Source organism: Agrobacterium pusense (genome assembly GCF_900102105.1).
Classification (GTDB): Bacteria; Pseudomonadota; Alphaproteobacteria; order Rhizobiales; family Rhizobiaceae; genus Agrobacterium; species Agrobacterium pusense.
This window is the reverse complement of the sequence record NZ_FNBB01000001.1, coordinates 851000-870572: the sequence shown is the minus strand read 5'-3', so window position 1 is coordinate 870572 and position 19573 is coordinate 851000. Positions and strand designations below refer to the sequence as shown.

Below are 19573 nucleotides of genomic sequence, written 5' to 3'. Positions count from 1 at the left end.
AAATTTAATTTATATGAACGATTAATAATTCATTTACCCTAAAAAGTCATCCGAAATGTAGCCGTGTCTGGGCAAATATCAATCTAAAGTTAACGTATGCACGCAGGTGTTGCGCTTCAGGCGCCGATTCGCCGCCGTGGACGGGGTGGCGGCCGGTTCGGCCACCGAAAAGCGTGAAACGAAAGGGGTGAAGGACGTGGACCTCGGTCGCTTCGTCCTTCGTTGCCGGGCTTGGCGACGATTTAAAAACCTGTCAGCGACCCATCAGAATGTCGAGCAGGGTGGTTTGTTTCGGTCCCGACGCGTCAGGCGCTTCACCGCCAATATCGGCCGGCGGCACAGGGCCGTTGCCGGCGGAATAACGGGGTTCGATATCCCGCGAAGGAATATTAGCCGGCGGCGTCAGCCCTCCCGACTGCCCATCTGGCTGATTCGGTGTGGGTGATGCCGGCGCCGCGGGATAGGCGCGATTATCAGTCGTTCCGCCGCCCAGCGCGTTGGAAATGATGTCGCCAATGGAGGAGGGCGCATTCTCCGGCGCCGGTTGCTGCATATCCATGAGCGGCGGCACGCCGCCTGCACCAAGACCGAAGAGGGGCGAAGGCGAAAGACCGGAATGAGCCGCGGTCATGAACTCTTTCCACGCCCTTGCAGGAAGGCCGCCGCCCGTGACCTTTTTCATGGAGGTGCCGTCGTCGTTTCCAAACCAGACGCCGGTCGTCAGATTGCTCGTATAGCCAACAAAGAGCGCATCGCGGAAAGACTGCGTGGTACCGGATTTCCCCGCTGCCTGCCAGCCCTGCAGGCGCGCGGCCTTGCCGGTACCTTCGGTGATGACGCGCGACAGCATGCCGTTCATCGTGGCGGCAATTTCTTCGCTTAGCACCCGTGGCGGATTGTCATATTTGTTTTCATAAAGCACCTTGCCATCGGCATCGGTGATACGCTTCACGATGTGCGGCGTGGCTTTATAGCCGCCATTCATGAAAGGAGCATAAGAAGCTGTCAGTTCCATCAGCGACACTTCCGAAGTCCCGAGCGCGATGGAGGCATTGTTCTGCAGCTCCGATTCGATGCCCATGCGATGCGCCACCTGTGTCACCCGCTCGGGACCGACCTCCATCACCAGCTGGGCGGCGATGGTGTTCAGGGAGTTGGCCAGCGCTGTGGCCAGTGTCACTTCGCCGCGAAATTTCTTCTCATAATTTTCCGGGGTCCAGTTGCCGATACGAACAGGCCCATCATTACGAATGGTATAGGGCGTAAGCCCGGATTCGAGAGCGGCGACGTAGACGAAGGGCTTAAATGCCGAGCCGGGTTGCCGTTTTGCCTTGGCAGCGCGGTTAAACTGGCTTTCGGCATAATCCGCACCACCTACCACGGCCCTGATCGCCCCCGTACCATCGATGGAAACCAGTGCCGCCTGGGAGGCGCCCTGTTTTTTGCCGTCGCCCTGCAGCACGTGGGTCAGCGCCTTTTCGGCATCGCGCTCGAGATCGGGATCGATTGTCGTATCGACGACGATATCCTGCTTGACCTCGCCAACCAGGCCGCGCACCTCTTCCAGCACCATGTCGGCGGCGTAATGTTCGGCACCGGACCAGAAGCGTTTCGCTTTGGTCGGCGGCTGCGACATGGCGGTCTTGATCTCATCATCGGTAATGAAACCGACGTCGCGCATGGATTGCAGCACGACCTGCGCCCGTTCTTCCGCTGCCTGTGGGTCCCGTGCCGGCGAAAGGCGCGACGGCGCTTTGAGAAGCCCGGCGAGCATTGCCGCTTCGCCCAGATTGACGTCGCGGGCGGATTTGTTGAAGTAGCGCCGCGAGGCCGCCTCGACGCCATAGGCGTTGGATCCGAAATAGACGCGATTGAGGTACATCGCCAGGATCTGATCCTTGGTGAACTTGTGCTCCAGCCAGAAGGACAGCAGCACTTCCTGAACCTTGCGTTCGAGGGTCCTGTCCGGCGAAAGGAAAAGGTTTTTCGCCAGCTGTTGCGTCAGTGTCGAGCCGCCCTGCACGGTTCGCCCCGTCAGCACATTCGTGACGATGGCACGTCCGAGACCAAGCGGATCGACCCCGAAATGGGAATAAAACCGCCGGTCCTCAATCGCCATCACAGCCTGTGGAATATAGGGCGACATGTCTTCCAGCGCGAGCGCCTCGCCGCCGGTCGTGCCGCGGTTTGCAAGCACGCTGCCATTCACGGAAACGATCTTCACATTCGGCGGACGTTCTGGAATGGACCAGCTGCTGGCACTCGGCATGCGCGCGCCATAATAAAGCACAAGTCCGGCAATCCCGATACCGCCCCAAATGCCCAGCACGATGCACCAATAGACGAGGGACCGGATGAAACCCGTCGCCCCCCGACCTGTGCCGCGGGCGCGCTTTTCGTTTTTCGTCTTGGGTCGGCGTGAAGCCTGTTTCGGTTTCTTCGGCGACTGTTTTGCAGTGCCGCTGATGCGCTCGCTGGCGTCAAGACGCAGATCGTCACCGGACTCGTGGAAATCCCCGAAGGAGGGTTCTACCCGTTCGCGTGATCTACCCTTGCCTGCCATCCAGCCGAAATCGCTCCTTTTGGGGGACCGCCTGTGCCTTGTCGGTCTCAGGCGTCTATGCCTGCGCGATCCTTAATCCAGGATGAAGAGTTTAAATGCGGCAATTTAAGGCGGGGTTAAGCCCAGGCCGGATCAAATCGGCGTCATTGGCAGACGTCGACCCATTCAGCTTTAGTCAGTTCGGCCATCACATGGGGAGAAATCCGCACCGCTGCATTGGTAGCGCCGGCTGCCGGAACCACTTCAAGATAATCTCTCAGCGATATGTCGCAAAACACCGGCAAAGGCGACGGCAAGCCGAAGGGGCATACACCGCCGACAGGATGGCTGGTCACCGCAACCACCTCGTCCGCCCCCAGCATGCGCGGTTTCGTTCCGAAATGATCACGGAATTTCCTGTTGTCGAGGCGTTTCGTACCCGCGGTGACAACGAGCAGAATTGCATCGCCCGCCTTGAGGCAGATCGTTTTGGCGATCTGGTCTGGCTCGACGCCATGTGCTTTAGCGGCAAGCGCAACGGTTGCCGAACTGGCTTCCGTTTCAATGATCGTCACCTCGGGTGATTTTTCGGCAAAAAATGCTCTGACGGATTGAATAGACATGCGTATTTGTTAGGCGGTTAGAAATGGTTGTTCAAGATGTCACGCTTCAGCTATGCAATAATCGCAATGCTGCGCTGCGATAGAATGTCTGTTTTTTGAGCGGCGATGTTGTATGTTCAAAACATCGAAGCGACGCACTCCTCCTCCCAGCGTCGCCCGATTGGACTGACAATACTCCTCCTCCCAATTGTCAGTCAGTTTCAAGAACCCGGCGCACCTCCTCCCGCGCCGGGTTTTTGCTATTTGGCGCTTCCTTTTTCGAGCCCTGGCGGACCCCTGATGCGATAGTTTCGTTCAAAGAAACTTGACTTTCAGCCCCTTCCAACCTAGGTACTTCGCCATCGATATTTGTTTGACGACCAGAGCTTCGGCGTCTTTCCAGACGCTCACGACGATCTTTTCCTTCAAATTCGACCCCAAGACCGCGCTGCTCGCAGCGCAAATACAATTGCCAACGGAAGGAAATCGTTATGGCGACTGGTACAGTAAAGTGGTTCAACGCAACCAAGGGCTACGGCTTCATTCAGCCGGACGACGGTTCGCAGGACGTATTCGTTCACATCTCGGCTGTTGAGCGCGCAGGTCTGACCGCCCTCAACGACGGCCAGAAGCTTTCTTACGAGCTGATGCAGGACCGCCGCTCTGGCAAGATGTCCGCAGGCAACCTCGTCGCTGCCTGATACGCAACAGGCCCGAAAGGGTTTCTTGCATGAACTGAAAGGCCGGATTTTTCCGGCCTTTTTCTTTGGAAGGAAGTCCGGCGGGCGGGGTCTTGAAAACGGCGGTACGTATACCGATATAGGGTTCAACAGTGTTTCAGATGAAAACTGTCAGGGGCGTCTTAAGATGCCGCTGTTGTTGCGTTAACCAAAGATTAACCAAAACAGATGATCCTGATTGTGAAAGCAGCGTCGGAAATCGACGCGCTCTGAAACATCAGACCGTTGAACCGCTTTGACCACGGATGTACTGGCATTGACGGAAAACGGATGGAAAGGTCGGGCTTGCCCGGCCTTTTTGTTTTTGGAGTGAGCGGAGGCGCCCGACCAGTGGCGCCTCCTCTTTTTTATTTCGCGGCCAGTGCGTCGAGAATGCGGATCCAGGAGCGAATGCCCTTGTGGAAGGACTGCAGGTCGTATTTTTCATTCGGCGAATGAATGCGATCGTCCGTCAAGCCGAAACCGACGAGCAGCGAATCCATGCCGAGCATCTTCTGGAAATCGCCCACGATCGGGATAGAGCCGCCCATGCCGATCACGACGGCCGGTTTGGGCCACTCTTCCGAAAGGGCGTTCTTCGCCTTGGTCAGGACGGGTGAATCGTATGAAAGCTGGATCGCCGGCGATGCGCCATGCTCGTGGAATTCCACGGAGCAATCAGCCGGAATTTTCGAGCGTACATACGCCCGGAAGTTTTCGCGAATGGCGGCGGGGTTCTGTTCGCCGACAAGGCGGAACGACACCTTGGCGGAAGCTTTTGCTGCAATAACGGTCTTGAAGCCATCACCGGTGTACCCGCCTATGATGCCGTTGACCTCCGCTGTCGGCCGCGCCCAGGTCTGTTCCAGCACGGAGCGGCCCTTTTCACCCGAGGGAACCGAAAGGCCCACTTCACCGAGGAAGGTTTCTGCGGTGCGGCCCAGCGTCTCCCAGGCAGCCTTGATATTGGCGGGCGTTTCTTCCACGCCGTCATAGAAGCCGTCGAGCGTCACGCGGCCGGTCTCGTCATGCAGGCCAGCGAGAATGTCGGTCAGGATGTGGATGGGGTTTGCGGCGGCACCACCGAAAAGACCCGAATGCAGATCGCGATCGGCGGCGGTGATGACGATTTCTTCGCCGACCAGACCACGCAGCGCCGCGGCAATGGCGGGCGTATCCCGGTCCCACATGCCGGTATCGCAGACCAGGGCATAATCTGCCTTCAGCTCTTCCGCATTCGCTTCGAGGAACGGCTTCAGCGAGGGCGAACCGGATTCTTCTTCACCTTCAAAAAGAATGGTGACGCGCACCGGCAGGCCGCCATTCGCGGCCTTGTAGGCGCGGCAGGCCTCCACGAAGGTCATCAACTGGCCCTTGTCATCCGCCGTACCGCGTCCTGTAATCACCTGACGGCCTGCGCCGATATCCTTGACGGCAGGTTCGAAAGGATCGTTTTCCCAGAGATCGAGCGGATCGACCGGCTGTACATCATAATGGCCGTAGAAAAGCACATGTGGGGCGTCTTCGGTGGCCGCATCGTGATGCGCCACCACCATGGGGTGACCGGCTGTATCGCGAACGGAGGCAGTAAAGCCGAGCGCTGAAAGCGTTCTCACGAGCCATTCCGCCGCCTTGCGGCACTCGGCCTTGTAAGCGGGGTCCGTGGAAATCGACGGAATGCGAACGAGTTCGAACAGTCGCTCGAGGCTGGAGGTGAGATTGTCATCGGCAGTGGAAAGAATGGGGGAAACGTCTGTCATCGCTGATCCTGTCATGTCTGTCGTGACCCGGCGATAAGACGAAACATCCGGGCATCGCGCATCGCGGGAAACAAGGGCCGGCGTGTCGTGAATCGGCAAACGCGCGGCCGCGGAAACGATAGAGCAGTTCAGGAAAACTGCGAAGCGGTTTCGAGTTGGAAGCGCTATTTTGCTTTTTTTGCGCTCTCGATGGCGCGGCGCATATATTCCAGCAGAAGCTGGCGTTCAAAACGCCGGAAATCCGCAAGCAACATGTCTTCGGTGGCCTCAGAAGCGGCAATGGCATTCGCTTCCAGGTCCCTGCCGCGCTGCGTCAATTCGATGATCTGGGCGCGGCGGTCACCGGGATGCGTCTTTCGCACGATCAGTCCGTCGCGCTCCATGCGTGAGAGCGTGTTAGCAAGCGTTGCCTGTTCGACATCGATTCTGTCGAGCAACTGCCTTTGTGTTAGCCCTTCTTCATGCCAGAGCTCGATGAGAATGGGGAATTGGCCGGGAGAGAAGCCCAATGCGGCGGCTCTTTTCTGCAGCGCCATAGTGAACTCCCGCGCCATTTTGGCGGCGAGATAGATGGCCGATTCATCCCGGGAAAATCCCATTCCTCCGTCCCTCAGACAGTTTGGCCGGACGGCGCCGGCAATTCAATAGTGCGATATATATCGCACGATATGTTTTTGCCAGCCGGTAACAGGCGCAAAATAAAACCGCCATGGCCTGGAGGGGGCGGCCATGGCGGTCATATTGGAGGACAAAGGCCCGGAGAGGGGGAAAGGCCTTTGTCCGGTCTGACGCGGCGGGGGACGAGCCAGCTATCAGACTACGGCGTGATCAGGCGCCGTCCTCTAAGAAATGTGTCTGCAAATGCGGCTTTTCAAGGGAAAGATGGATTACAAATCGGTAACGTTCGGGTGAAATGCGACGCGCTTTTTTCACCACCTCGGTTCCGGCTCTTTACCGTGTGTTCCGCGAAGTTTCGGTAGACGTTAAAACGCCCCCGCGCTATCCATGCTACCCATGAAAAAAGGCGATCATCTCTTCCTCGTTGACGGGTCCGGTTTCATTTTCCGGGCCTTCCATGCCATCCCGCCGCTGAACCGCAAGTCGGACGGGCTGCCGGTCAATGCCGTTTCCGGCTTCTGCAACATGTTGTGGAAGCTCCTGAAGGATGCGCGCAACACCGATGTCGGCGTGACGCCCACGCATTTTGCGGTAATTTTTGATTATTCGTCAAAGACATTCCGCAATGAGCTTTATGATCTCTATAAAGCCAATCGCACGGCGCCGCCGGAAGATCTGGTGCCGCAATTCGGGCTGATACGGGAGGCGACGCGCGCCTTCAACCTTCCCTGCATCGAGACGGAAGGCTTCGAGGCGGACGATATCATCGCCACCTATGCCCGGCAGGCGGAGGCCATTGGGGCCGATGTCACCATCATCTCCTCCGACAAGGATCTGATGCAGCTCGTCACTGCCAATGTCCACATGTACGATGCGATGAAGGACAAGCAGATCGGCATCCCTGATGTCATAGAGAAATGGGGCGTGGGTCCCGAAAAGATGATCGACCTGCAGGCCATGACCGGCGATTCGACCGACAATGTTCCGGGCATCCCCGGCATCGGTCCAAAGACGGCCGCGCAATTGCTGGAAGAATACGGCGATCTCGATACGCTGCTCGCCCGGGCAGGTGAGATCAAGCAGCAGAAGCGTCGGGAAAATATCATCGCCAATGCGGAACTTGCTCGTATTTCCCGACAGCTCGTGGCCCTGAGGACCGACGTGCCGCTGGATCAGCCGCTTGAAGCACTGGTGCTGGAACCTCAGAACGGCCCGAAACTCATTGCCTTCCTGAAGGCGATGGAATTCACCACGCTGACGCGGCGGGTTGCCGAAGCGACAGAGACCGATGCTTCCGCCATTGAGTCCGCCAATGTGCCGGTTCAGTGGGGCGCCGACGCCCATGGTCCCGATCTCGATGCGCCGGCCGCGCGTGAAGCGGCTGCTGGCGTAACGGGCACTGCGGCTTCGCCCGCTATTCCGGCGCGGAAAGGTGCAGGGGAGGGCAGCGCGCCGGCTGATCTTGCCACCGCCCGCCAGACGCTTTTTGCCGCCGCCAAGATCGACACGAGCGCCTACACGACGATCAGGGATCTTGCGACGCTGGACCTCTGGGTTGCGGCGGCGCGGGAAACGGGGGTCGTCGCCTTCGATACGGAAACGACCTCGCTTGATCCGATGCAGGCGGAGCTCGTCGGGTTTTCGCTGGCAATCGCCGATAATGGCAAGGATGCCTCGGGCAGCGATATACGCGCCGCCTACATTCCCTTGACGCACAAGACTGGCTCCGGCGGCGATCTATTCAGCGACGGTATCAGGCTCGCCGAAGGCCAGGTGCCCTTTGACGAAGCACTGGTCCGTCTCAAGGACTTGCTTGAAGACGAGGCCGTGCTGAAGGTCGCGCAAAATCTCAAATATGACTATCTGCTCATGAAACGCCATGGCGTCGTCATGCAGAGTTTCGACGATACGATGCTGATCTCCTATGTGCTTGAGGCTGGCAAAGCGACGCACGGCATGGATTCGCTGTCCGAACGTTGGCTCGGCCATACGCCGATCCCCTATAAGGACGTGGCGGGATCGGGCAAGTCGAGCGTTACCTTCGATTTTGTCGACATCGACAAGGCGACGGCATATGCAGCGGAGGACGCTGATGTCACCTTGCGGCTGTGGATGGCGCTGAAGCCGCGGCTTGTTTCAGAACGGCTGACCAAGGTTTACGAGCGGCTGGAACGTCCGCTTGTGCCTGTTCTGGCTCATATGGAGGAGCGTGGCATCACCGTCGACCGGCAAATCCTCTCACGTCTTTCCGGCGAACTCGCCCAGAAGGCGGCAGCGTTTGAAGAGGAAATCTACGAGCTGGCCGGCGAGCGTTTCAACATCGGCTCGCCAAAGCAGCTCGGCGATATCCTGTTCGGCAAGATGGGCCTGCCGGGCGGCTCCAAGACCAAGACCGGCCAATGGTCGACCTCGGCACAGGTGCTGGAGGATTTGGCGGCTGAAGGTATTGAACTGCCCCGCAAGATCGTCGACTGGCGGCAGCTGACGAAGCTGAAATCCACCTATACGGATGCACTGCCGGGATATATCCACCCGGAGACGAAACGTGTGCATACATCCTATGCGCTGGCCTCCACCACAACAGGCCGTCTGTCGTCCTCGGAACCGAACCTACAGAACATCCCCGTTCGCACGGCGGAAGGGCGAAAAATCCGCACGGCTTTCATCTCCACGCCCGGCCACAAGCTTCTTTCCGCCGACTACAGCCAGATCGAACTGCGCGTGCTGGCCCATGTCGCCGATATTCCGCAGCTTCGAAACGCCTTCGAAAACGGCATCGACATTCATGCCATGACGGCTTCGGAAATGTTTGGCGTGCCTGTCGAAGGCATGCCCTCGGAAGTGCGCCGCCGCGCCAAGGCCATCAATTTCGGCATTATCTACGGTATTTCGGCTTTCGGTCTCGCCAACCAGCTCGGTATCGCCCGTTCTGAAGCCGGCGAATATATCAAGAAATATTTCGAGCGTTTTCCCGGCATCCGCGACTACATGGAGGCGACAAAGGCTTTCGCCCGTGAGAACGGTTATGTCGAAACGATTTTCGGCCGCCGCGCCCATTATCCGGAAATCCGCTCGTCCAACCCTTCCGTGAAGGCCTTCAATGAGCGCGCCGCCATTAACGCGCCGATCCAGGGCTCCGCGGCGGATATAATAAGGCGCGCCATGGTCCGTATCGAACCGGCGCTGGAGGCTGAAAACCTGTCCGCCCGCATGCTGTTGCAGGTGCATGACGAACTCATCTTCGAGGTCGATGAAGCGGAAATCGAGAAAACTCTGCCCGTCGTCGTCTCGGTCATGGAAAATGCGGCCATGCCGGCAATCTCCATGAAGGTGCCATTGCAGGTGGATGCCCGCGCGGCTGACAACTGGGACGAGGCGCATTGACCGGCTTTTGGCCGGTCCATGTCATTGCTGTGTCGCGTGCACGGATTAGAGGAAACGCTTCACGAGGAGTTTCCCATGCACGCCCCGCTCGTCTCGAAAGATCTCGGCTATATTTCTGCTGCCTGTCATGATCAGCCGCCGCGCCATCTCGGCAGCCGCTTTAATGAGAATGGTGAGTTTCTGCCTGAGCCGGGCAATACGGTCGTCTGCCGTCTTGTTGGGGGCTCGCAGACCGAAAACGCGATCATTGCGACGCGTCAGCGCTTCCTGGATATGCCGGAGGCATCCCAGCTTGCTTTCACACCGGCTTCCAGCCTGCACATGACGGTGTTTCAGGGCATCATCGAGTTTCGGCGTGCTCTGCCCTATTGGCCGCAGACAATGCCGCTTGATACACCGATCGACACGATGACGGACTATTATCGCGACCGCCTTTCTGCTTTTCCGGCGCTGCCGGGATTCAACATGCAGGTCACCGGTTTGCGGCCGGTAGGTCTGGTCCTGACGGGAGCCACGCCCGAGGATGATCGCATTGTGGCCCTGTGGCGGGATACATTCGCCGATTTCTTCGGATATCGCCATCCTGACCATGACAGCTACGAGTTTCACATCACCCTGTCCTACATCATCAGCTGGTTCAAGCCTGAGTGCCTGCCGCGCTGGCAGGCGATGCTTGACGAGGAACTGGAAAAGCTGCGTGCCGCGGCGCCAGTTATGGAGATGCGTCCGCCGGCTTTCTGTGAATTCAGGGATATGAACCACTTCAAGGAGCTGGTTGTTTTCGATAGAAGGTGAAGCATGATTGGCATTGCCTGAGGGCAGTTTGCCGCATGGTTTTTGCCGAATCGGAAAAAATGCGCGTCAGGGCTGGTCAAAGCCCGTTTGGGCATGTATAAGCGCGCCAAATTTCCGATATCGAGACATCCGACATTCGGCCTTTGGTTCTGGCCGGTTCCGTTGTTTCGCCGCTTAAGTGGAGTAACAAAAATGGCTGTACCAAAAAGAAAAACAAGCCCGTCCAAGCGTGGCATGCGCCGCTCGGCTGACGGTCTCAAGTCTGCGACCTATGTTGAAGACAAGAACTCCGGCGAACTGCGCCGTCCGCACCATATCGATCTGAAGACCGGTATGTATCGCGGCCGTCAGGTTCTGACGCCGAAGGAAAGCGCATAAGCTTTTCCGACGTGACTTTGCAAAAACCGGCCCTCGTGGCCGGTTTTTTGTTTTTAGCGATCTCTCACGGTGTCCAGCGCTCACTTGGAAAATCTCGTCACTCCTCCTACACTCGCTTCGGGAGAGCGGGTTAGATTCCTGCCGCGTGAGGGGAGTTTCGGTGAAATATCGCTGGATTTTGTTGATGATGCTCGGTCTTGGCCTCGGTTACGGCGCCGTGACAAAAGGAAGCGGCGTCATTGCAGAAAGCTATTTCGGTGAAATGTCCGAGCAGGGGCGCACGACGCTCCGGCTTGCCGTCTCCGCCCTTGGCGGGCTGTTGAACCGTTACGAGCCGCTGCCTGCCTTGATTGCAGATCATGATGACATTGAGGAGCTGGTCGCACATCCCAAGGATGAAGCCCTGCGACAGCGCGCCAATGTTTACCTCAAATCCATCAACACCCTGCTGGAATCCTCCGATATCTACATCATTACGCTGGATGGCGAGACAATCGCGGCCAGCAACTATGATGGTCCGACAAGCTTCGTCGGTGAGAATTTCAGCTACCGTCCCTATTTTCAGGATGCGGCGAAGGGCCTGCAGTCGCGGTTCTTCGCGCTCGGCACGACCTCGCACAAGCGCGGATATTATTTCTCCGCGCCTATTCTCTTCAATGCGGAAATAAAGGGCGTCATCGTCTTCAAGGTCGACATCGAAGGCATAGAGGCCTCCTTCGGCGATGGCGAAAACCGTATTCTTGTGTCGGATCCCGAAGGCATCATTTTCATGACCGGCACGCCGCAATGGCTTTACTCCGGCCTGATGCCGCTGACGCCCGAAAGACTGGCGCGTACCGAGGCCTCACGCCGTTACGCCAATGCCACACTGAAGGAACTGCCGCTGAAACACGGCAGTTTCGGCTCGCATCAGCTGATGACGATTACCCAGAATGAGGGGGACAGGGAATATATGGTCCTGTCTCAGCCGATGGCGGATGCAGGATGGACCGTCAGCGTGCTGATGGATACCGGTTCATTGCGGACACAGGTGAAGACGGCAATGATCGCGATCATCCTGTGCCTGTGTCTGGCAGCCGCGCTCATTGCGGCGATGCTGCAGAGACGGCGACGGCTGCGTGAACGGCTGACCCATCAGGCAGAAGCCCAGGCGGAGCTGGAACGGCGGGTCGAGGAACGCACTGCCGATCTGGCGCGTGTGAACCAGGAGATCGAACACGTAATTGCCGAACGCCGCCAGACGGAAAAACAATTACGTAAGATGCAGAATGATCTGGTGCAGGCGGGCAAGCTTGCGGCGCTCGGACAAATGTCGGCGGCCTTGTCGCATGAAATCAACCAGCCGCTTGCCGCAGCCAAGAATTATGCCGAAAACGCGTCGCTTCTTGTAGAGCGCGGGCGGCTGGACGAGGTCAGGGAAAACCTCAGGCGCATTTCGGGGCTGATCGATCGCATGGCCTCGATCAGCAGGCACCTCAGGAATTTCGCCCGAAAGCCGAATGAAAAAATGACTGCGGTCAGCCTGGAAACCGTGCTTCGCGACACGCTTGAAATCGTCGGTGCCCGGTTGAAGGCCGCCAATGCGGTGCTGGATGTCAATCTCGGCCCGGTGCCACTTGCGGTGAAAGCTGGTCCGGTGCGGCTGCAGCAGGTGCTCGTCAACATCATTTCCAACGCGGCGGACGCCGTGGAGGGGCGCGAGGATCGGCGCATCGCGCTCGAGGCCGTACAGCACGGCCAGACGGTTTCCGTCTTCATCCGCGACCGGGGACCAGGCGTTCCGCCGGCAATTTCGGATCGCATCTTCGATCCGTTTTTCACCACCAAGGGTGTGGGGCGTGGCCTCGGCCTCGGGCTTTCCATCTCCTATAACATCATCAAGGATTTTGGCGGCCAGTTGCGGGTGAGAAATCATGAGGAAGGGGGCGCGGAATTCGAGATCGAATTGCCCGCCGCCGCCTGGCGCATGGAGGCGGCTGCGGAATGACCATGTCGCGGGTTTTGCTGATCGATGACGAAGAGGAACTGCGCTTCTCCACTGCCCAGGCGCTGGAGCTTTCCGGTTTTGCCGTCACCATGCTGGCGAGCGCCGAACACGCGCTCGAACTCATCGGCTACAGTTTTGATGGTGTCGTGGTCAGCGACATCCGCATGCCCGGCATGGACGGCATGACGCTGCTGCAGAAGGTGAGGGAGCTCGATGCGGAAATACCTGTGATTCTGATGACGGGTCACGGGGATGTTCAGCTGGCGGTCAACGCCATGCGCAATGGCGCCTATGATTTCATCGAGAAGCCGTTCACACCGCAATATCTCGCGGGCATCATCAAGCGGGCCAATGACCGGCGGGCGCTGGTGCTGGAAAATCGCCGTCTCAAGGCGGTGGCGGGCAAGCATGACGATCTCGAAACGCGCCTGCCGGGCAGAACCCAGGTGATGGTCGATCTGCGGTACCGCATTCGCGCCATCGGTGCGACGGATGCCGATACATTGATCGTCGGAGATACAGGCGCAGGCAAGGAGGTGGTTGCGCGGGCATTGCACGATATCAGCAGCAGAGCCAACCGGCCCTTTGTCGCGATCAACTGTGCGGCGCTTCCGCAGACATTGATTGAGAGCGAGTTGTTTGGTCACGAGGCCGGCGCCTTTCCGGGCGCGCTGCGCCCGCGTTATGGCAAGTTCGAACACGCGCGCGGCGGCACCATCCTGCTGGATGAAATCGGCTCTATGCCTTTCGAACTGCAGGGCCGATTGCTTCGCGTGCTGCAGGAAAGAGTGATTACCCGTCTCGGCTCGAATGAAACGGTCGAACTCGACGTGCGCTTCATTGCCACCAGCAAGGTAGATCTGGAACAGGAAGTTGCGGCTGGCCGTTTTCGCGCCGACCTTCTTTACCGCCTCAACGTCGCGACAATTCTCGTGCCATCGCTCTCGCAGCGCAGTGCGGATATTCCGCTGCTCTTCCTCCATCTGGTACGAGAAGCTGCCGCCCGCTACGGGCGGGAGGATATGGAGGTGCCGCAGCACCTGCTCTCCGCTGTTTCGCTCAGGGAATGGCCGGGCAACGTCCGGGAATTGCGCAACGCTGCGGACCGCTTCGCGCTGGGCCTGGAAACCGACGTGTCCGATGCGTCGCCGGCGTTTCAGGATGATGGCAGGTCGGCTCTTGCCCCGAGGGTCGCGGCATATGAAAAAAGCCTGATTGCGCAGGCCATCGCAGCCCATGGGGGAAATCTGAAATCCGTTTATGAGAACCTCGGCATCTCCCGCAAAACGCTTTACGAGAAGATGCAGAAATACGAGCTTCACCGGCATATGACCGAGATCTGATGGGTGGATTTCCACCCATCTTTAGGCCGTCATGGGTTGAAATCCACCCATTAACTTTGGTTACACGGATAAAACTGCGTTTCATCGCAACAGTGCCGTTGCTGAATGTCACTTCGGGATCGCAAATATCGTCACCCCGGCCGCCATGGAGGAGCATGCGCGGCTGAAGTGGCGATCATTTTCATCCGGGAGGAATCGATGAAAATACTGAAGACAGTTTCCGGCCTTGCTGCCGCCGCTGCCGTTTCCCTTTTCGCGCTGTCCGCATCCGCTCAGACCTATCCCGAGCGTAACATCACCATGGTCGTGCCTTTCTCGGCCGGTGGCCCGACGGACACGGTGGCGCGTCTTGTGGCTGAATCCATGTCGAAGGATCTCGGCCAGCAGATCATCGTGGAAAATGTCGGCGGCGCTGGCGGCACGCTTGGCGCTGGCCGCGTTGCCTCCGCAGATCCCGACGGTTACACCATCCTTCTCCACCACATCGGCATGGCGACCAGCGCCACGCTCTATCGAAAGCTCGCTTACGACACGACCAGTGCTTTCGAATATGTTGGTCTGGTCACGGAAGTACCGATGACCATCCTGTCGCGCAAGAACCTTGAGACCACGGACCTCAAGGGGCTGATCGATTACGCCAAGGCGAACAAGGACAAGGTCACCGTTGCCAATGCCGGCATCGGCGCGGCCTCTCATCTGTGCGGCATGCTGTTCATGAGCGCCATCGAGACGCCGCTCGTTACCGTTCCCTACAAGGGCACCGGTCCTGCCATGACCGACCTGCTGGGCGGCCAGGTGGACATCATGTGCGACCAGACCACCAACACCACCAAGCAGATCCAGGGCGGCACTGTGAAGGCTTACGCCGTAACCTCGCCGAAGCGGCTGGATGTGCTGAAGGACGTGCCGACAGTTGCCGAAGCTGGCTTGCCCAAACTCGAAGTCGGCATCTGGCACGGCATCTACACGCCGAAGGGCACGCCTGCGGAAATCAATGAAAAGCTCTCCAAGTCGCTGCAGGTGGCGCTGAAGGACAAGAATGTCGCGGCCCGTTTTGCGGAACTCGGCACCACGCCGTCGCCGGAAAGCGATGCGACACCGGCGGCGCTGAAGGCCAAGCTTGAGAGCGAAATCGCCCGCTGGAAGCCGGTGATTGAGGCTGCCGGCCAATATGCCGACTGATGAACGCGGAAAGACCGGCGGTTTCCTGCCGCCGGTCGACCGTGATCAACTTTAACAGGCGAACCGGCTGAATGTCGGCCGCCGTGGAGGGGCATCTTTCATGAAGTCGTTATTTAATGACCCTGCCGAAGCAGTCTGCGGGGCAATTTTTATGGGGCTTGGCGTCTTTTTTGCCTTGCAGTCCTATGGTCTGGAAATCGGAACCGCCTTCCGTATGGGGCCGGGCTACTTCCCGCTGGTACTCGCGATCATCCTGATCCTGCTTGGCGGCGTCATATTCCTGCGCGCAACCCGGCCGGCTGGCGAGGGCATCGGCGCAATCGCCTGGCGCGGCATATTTTTCATCCTGCCCGCGCCGATCTTTTTCGGTTTCACTGTTCGGGGCCTGGGTTTTGTGCCGGCGCTGTTTTTCAGCGCGCTCATTGCGTCCTTCGCCTCACACAAGATGAGCCCGTTGATGGCGGTCGTTCTTTCCGCGGCTATCACTGTCTTTTCCGTCGCTGTTTTCAATTATGGTCTTGGCCTGCCTTTCCAGCGCTTCGGCCCCTGGCTCAACTTCTGAGGTATAGCGATGGATTTGCTCGATAATCTTGCGCTCGGTTTCGTCACCGCCTCGTCGCTGGCAAACCTCTTTTTCTGCCTGATCGGCGTGCTGCTTGGCACCCTCATCGGCGTTCTGCCCGGCATCGGCGCGACGGCGACTATCGCCATGTTGCTGCCGATCACCTTCCAGCTTGAGCCCGTCTCGTCGCTGATCATGCTCGCCGGCATCTATTACGGCGCGCAATATGGTGGATCGACCACGGCGATCCTGATCAATATGCCCGGCGAATCGTCTTCTGCCGTCACCGCCATCGATGGTTACCAGATGGCACGCAAGGGCAAGGCGGGTGCAGCGCTTGCCATCGCCGCCATCGGATCGTTCTTCGCCGGCACGGTGTCAACCTTCCTCGTCGCAATCTTCGCGCCGCCGCTCACGGCAATCGCGCTGGAATTCGGCGCGGCGGAATATTTCTCGCTGATGGTCGTCGGCCTCGTGTCGTCCATCGCGCTCGCCCATGGCTCCATCGTCAAGGCATTGGCCATGGTCGTGCTTGGCCTGCTGCTCGGTCTCGTCGGCACGGATATCTATAGCGGCACGCCGCGCTTCACCCTCGGTATCCGCGAATATGCCGATGGTCTGAATTTCGTGGCTGTGGCTGTGGGTGTCTTCGGTATCGCCGAAATCCTGCGCAACCTCGAAAACGAGCGGACCCGTTCGGTGCTGATCGCCAAGGTTAGCGGCCTGATGCCGACCAAGGATGATTTCAAGCGCATGGTAGGGCCGGTTCTGCGCGGCACGGCCATTGGTTCGGCTCTCGGCATCCTGCCGGGTGGCGGGGCGATCCTTGCCGCCTTTGCCTCCTACACCGTGGAGAAACGTGTCTCCAAGAACCCGGAAGAATTCGGTCATGGTGCGGTCGCCGGTGTGGCCGGTCCGGAATCGGCCAACAATGCCGGTGCCCAGACGTCGTTCATTCCGCTGCTCACGCTCGGCATTCCGGCCAATCCGGTGATGGCGCTGATGATCGGCGCGATGATCATTCAGGGCATCGTTCCCGGTCCGAATGTGGCGACCGAACAGCCGGCGCTGTTCTGGGGCATCATCGCCTCCATGTGGATCGGCAATCTGATGCTCGTCATCCTCAACCTGCCGCTGATCGGCCTGTGGGTGAAGCTGCTGACGGTGCCCTACTACGTGCTCTTCCCGATCATCATGGCCTTCTGCGCCATCGGGGTCTACAGCGTCAATTCAAACGTCTTCGATCTCTATGCCGTCGCCTTCTTCGGCTTCATCGGTTACGTGCTGGTGAAACTGCGCTGCGAACCTGCCCCTTTGCTGCTCGGCTTCGTGCTCGGTCCACTGCTGGAGGAGAACCTGCGGCGCGCCATGATCCTGTCGCGTGGCGATCCGTCGACCTTCGTGACCCGGCCGATCAGCGCCACCCTGCTTTTCATTGCGCTCGCCGTGCTGATCATCGTCTTCCTCCCCAGCGTGAAAAAGAAACGCGAAGAGGTTTTCGTAGAAGAAGACTGAGAATGCGATAAACTCATGAGGCCGGCGATGGAGACATCGCCGGCTTTTCTGTCTCTGTTTCCGCCATGCCGAATTCGCTTCACGAAAGCGACATATGGTTGACTTGCGAGCCTTTAGGCCCAAGGAAGGGCTGGAAAGAGAGGTCACCATGACATCGGAAACCGAAGAACGGATCATCGCGCTCGAGGAAACGGTCGCGCATCAGGTGAAGGTGATAGAGGAACTGTCGGACCAGCTGGCGGAGCAGTGGAAGGTTGTTGAACATACCCGCGCCAAGCTTGATCGCCTGACAGAGCGGTTCCTGAGCCTTGAGGAGCAGTCATTGGACGCGCCCGCCATCACAAGGCCACCGCATTACTGACGGGAGTACAGGATGAAAAACGACACAGCCAAGCTCGCTGAAGAAATCGTCGACTTCTGGAAGAAGGCTGGCCCGGAAAAATGGTTCGACAAGGACGCCGCCTTCGACAGTCACTTTCACGACCGGTTCCGTGACGCTCATTTCGCTGCCGCGAGGCGGGAACTGGATGGCTGGCTGGAGGGTGCAGAAAGCAGCCTCGCCTTGATGCTGCTGCTGGATCAGTTTCCGCGCAACTGCTTTCGCGACACGGCCCACATGTATGCGACCGATCCTCTGGCACGGCTTTTGGCCGATGAAGCCATCCGGCGCGGACATGATCAGGCGGTGAGTGAGGATCTGCGGGTCTTCTTCTATCTACCGTTTTCTCACGCAGAAGATCTGGAGGCGCAGCACCGGGCGTGCCGTCTCAATCAGCCGCTTGGCGGGCTTTATCTGCATCACGCCGAAGAACATCGCGAGATCATCGAACGTTTCGGCCGCTTTCCGCATCGTAACAAGATATTGTTGCGGGAAACGACACCGGAGGAGCGGCGATATCTGGAAGAGGGCGGCTTTTCAGGCTGACCCCAAAAAGAAAACGCCGCCAGTCCAAGGGATGGCGGCGTTTCTGATGGTGAAGAACGGCGGCACTCAGCCGTCGAAGAATTCCTTCATCCGGGCGAAGAAGCCCGTCGATTCCGGATTATTCTCCTTGGAAGACAGCTGCTCGAATTCCTGCAGCAGCTCGCGCTGTCGCTTGCTGAGTTTCTGCGGCGTCTCGATCTGAATCTGGATATAGAGATCGCCCGTCTGCGCCGAACGCAGCACCGGCATGCCCTTGCCCTTCAGACGGAACTGCTTGCCCGGTTGGGTGCCTTCCGGAACCGTGACGCGCGACTTCGTGCCATCGAGCGTCGTGACATCGAAGGTGCCGCCGAGCGCTGCCGTCGTCATCGAGATCGGCACGGTGCAATAGAGATCGGCACCGTCGCGCTGGAAGAACTCATGCGGACGCACGGACAGGAAGATATAGAGATCGCCCGCCGGACCGCCACGCATGCCGGCTTCGCCTTCGCCCTGCAGGCGAATGCGTGTGCCATCCTCGATGCCCGAGGGAATGTTGACCGAGAGCGAGCGCTCTTCCGTTACGCGGCCCTGACCATGGCACTTGCTGCAGGGGTCGGAGATCGTCTGTCCACGGCCATGGCAGGTGGGGCAGGTGCGCTCCACCGAGAAGAAGCCCTGCGCGGCGCGCACGCGGCCTGAACCCTGGCAGGTGCCGCAGGTCTTCGGCTGCGTGCCGGGCTTGGCGCCCGAGCCGGAACAGACGTCGCAGGTGATCGAGGTCGGAACCCTGATCTGCGCCGTCTTGCCGGTGAAGGCTTCTTCCAGCGTGATTTCCATGTTGTAGCGAAGATCGGCACCGCGTTCGCGACCGCCGGAAGATCGGCGCGCGCGACCGCCGCCCATCATCTCGCCGAAGATGTCTTCGAAAATATCCGAGAAGCCGCCATTGGCGAAACCGCCGCCGCCAAAGCCGCCACCGCCGCCCATGCCGCCATTTTCAAAGGCCGCATGGCCGAAACGATCGTAGGCCGCGCGCTTCTGCGGATCCTTCAACGTTTCGTATGCTTCGTTGATTTCTTTGAATTTCCGTTCGGAATCGGCATCATCAGGGTTTTTGTCCGGATGGTACTTCATCGCGAGTTTGCGGAAGGCGCTTTTCAGCTCTTTTTCGTCCGCAGTCTTGCTGACGCCGAGTGTTTCGTAAAAGTCTGCTTTCGCCATTCAGTTAACAAGCCCCGCAAATGGATTTCCGGCTGCACGCGGCAGCCGGATGTCTTGC

The 19573-nt window shown here is 58.8% G+C and carries 16 protein-coding genes; 11 read left to right on the top strand and 5 right to left on the bottom strand.

Features of this window, described 5'->3' with window-relative positions; translation table 11 throughout:
• Positions 1-253 precede the first annotated feature (253 nt).
• Together BLU28_RS04380 and BLU28_RS04375 are read right to left on the bottom strand one after the other, a co-directional pair.
• Positions 254-2563, bottom strand: a complete 2310-nt coding sequence (locus BLU28_RS04380; protein ID WP_077986524.1) for a transglycosylase domain-containing protein — start codon at positions 2561-2563, stop codon at positions 254-256.
• A gap of 143 nt (positions 2564-2706) precedes the next feature.
• Entirely contained in the window at positions 2707-3165 is a 459-nt protein-coding gene (locus BLU28_RS04375) for a YbaK/EbsC family protein (RefSeq protein ID WP_077986525.1), read from the bottom strand.
• 470 nt (positions 3166-3635) lie between these two features.
• On the opposite strand from BLU28_RS04375, the gene BLU28_RS04365 reads away from it, so the two are divergent.
• On the top strand, positions 3636-3845 hold the full coding sequence (locus tag BLU28_RS04365; protein WP_003492998.1) for a cold-shock protein: 210 nt from the start codon (positions 3636-3638) through the stop codon (positions 3843-3845).
• A gap of 386 nt (positions 3846-4231) precedes the next feature.
• Here BLU28_RS04365 and BLU28_RS04360 read toward each other — a convergent pair whose 3' ends face one another.
• Both BLU28_RS04360 and BLU28_RS04355 read right to left on the bottom strand, forming a co-directional pair.
• Positions 4232-5623 carry a dipeptidase gene (locus tag BLU28_RS04360; protein WP_077986527.1) on the bottom strand — a complete coding sequence of 464 codons (1392 nt, stop codon included), beginning with the start codon at positions 5621-5623 and terminating at the stop codon, positions 4232-4234.
• Between the two features lie 164 nt (positions 5624-5787).
• Positions 5788-6222: a MarR family winged helix-turn-helix transcriptional regulator gene (locus BLU28_RS04355; protein ID WP_022555354.1), complete on the bottom strand. Its 435-nt coding sequence runs from the start codon at positions 6220-6222 to the stop codon at positions 5788-5790.
• 415 nt (positions 6223-6637) lie between these two features.
• On the opposite strand from BLU28_RS04355, the gene polA reads away from it, so the two are divergent.
• The 10 genes from polA to BLU28_RS04300 all read left to right on the top strand — a co-directional run bounded on the left by polA (position 6638) and on the right by BLU28_RS04300 (position 18312).
• Entirely contained in the window at positions 6638-9625 is a 2988-nt protein-coding gene (gene polA, locus BLU28_RS04350; protein WP_077986528.1) for a DNA polymerase I, read from the top strand.
• 75 nt (positions 9626-9700) lie between these two features.
• Complete coding sequence (locus tag BLU28_RS04345) at positions 9701-10420, top strand: DUF1868 domain-containing protein (RefSeq protein ID WP_077986530.1); 720 nt, start codon at positions 9701-9703, stop codon at positions 10418-10420.
• A 192-nt stretch (positions 10421-10612) separates the two neighbouring features.
• Positions 10613-10798, top strand: a complete 186-nt coding sequence (gene rpmF / locus BLU28_RS04340) for a 50S ribosomal protein L32 (protein WP_003507205.1) — start codon at positions 10613-10615, stop codon at positions 10796-10798.
• 184 nt (positions 10799-10982) lie between these two features.
• Positions 10983-12785, top strand: coding sequence for a sensor histidine kinase (locus tag BLU28_RS04335; protein ID WP_175477665.1), 1803 nt, complete (start codon positions 10983-10985; stop codon positions 12783-12785).
• Positions 12782-14128 (top strand): sigma-54-dependent transcriptional regulator, encoded by a 1347-nt coding sequence (locus BLU28_RS04330; RefSeq protein WP_004439142.1) that lies wholly within the window; start codon positions 12782-12784, stop codon positions 14126-14128. Before BLU28_RS04335 ends, BLU28_RS04330 begins: the two co-directional genes overlap by 4 nt.
• 198 nt (positions 14129-14326) lie before the next feature.
• Positions 14327-15310 (top strand): tripartite tricarboxylate transporter substrate-binding protein, encoded by a 984-nt coding sequence (locus BLU28_RS04320; RefSeq protein WP_004439144.1) that lies wholly within the window; start codon positions 14327-14329, stop codon positions 15308-15310.
• Positions 15311-15410: 100 nt separating this feature from the next.
• Positions 15411-15872: a tripartite tricarboxylate transporter TctB family protein gene (locus tag BLU28_RS04315; RefSeq protein WP_004439147.1), complete on the top strand. Its 462-nt coding sequence runs from the start codon at positions 15411-15413 to the stop codon at positions 15870-15872.
• Between the two features lie 9 nt (positions 15873-15881).
• On the top strand, positions 15882-17387 hold the full coding sequence (locus BLU28_RS04310; RefSeq protein ID WP_004439149.1) for a tripartite tricarboxylate transporter permease: 1506 nt from the start codon (positions 15882-15884) through the stop codon (positions 17385-17387).
• 148 nt (positions 17388-17535) lie between these two features.
• Positions 17536-17748, top strand: coding sequence for a SlyX family protein (locus tag BLU28_RS04305; RefSeq protein WP_077986532.1), 213 nt, complete (start codon positions 17536-17538; stop codon positions 17746-17748).
• A 12-nt stretch (positions 17749-17760) separates the two neighbouring features.
• Entirely contained in the window at positions 17761-18312 is a 552-nt protein-coding gene (locus BLU28_RS04300; RefSeq protein WP_077986533.1) for a DUF924 family protein, read from the top strand.
• A gap of 66 nt (positions 18313-18378) precedes the next feature.
• Here BLU28_RS04300 and dnaJ read toward each other — a convergent pair whose 3' ends face one another.
• Positions 18379-19515, bottom strand: coding sequence for a molecular chaperone DnaJ (gene dnaJ / locus BLU28_RS04295; protein ID WP_077986534.1), 1137 nt, complete (start codon positions 19513-19515; stop codon positions 18379-18381).
• Positions 19516-19573 lie beyond the last annotated feature (58 nt).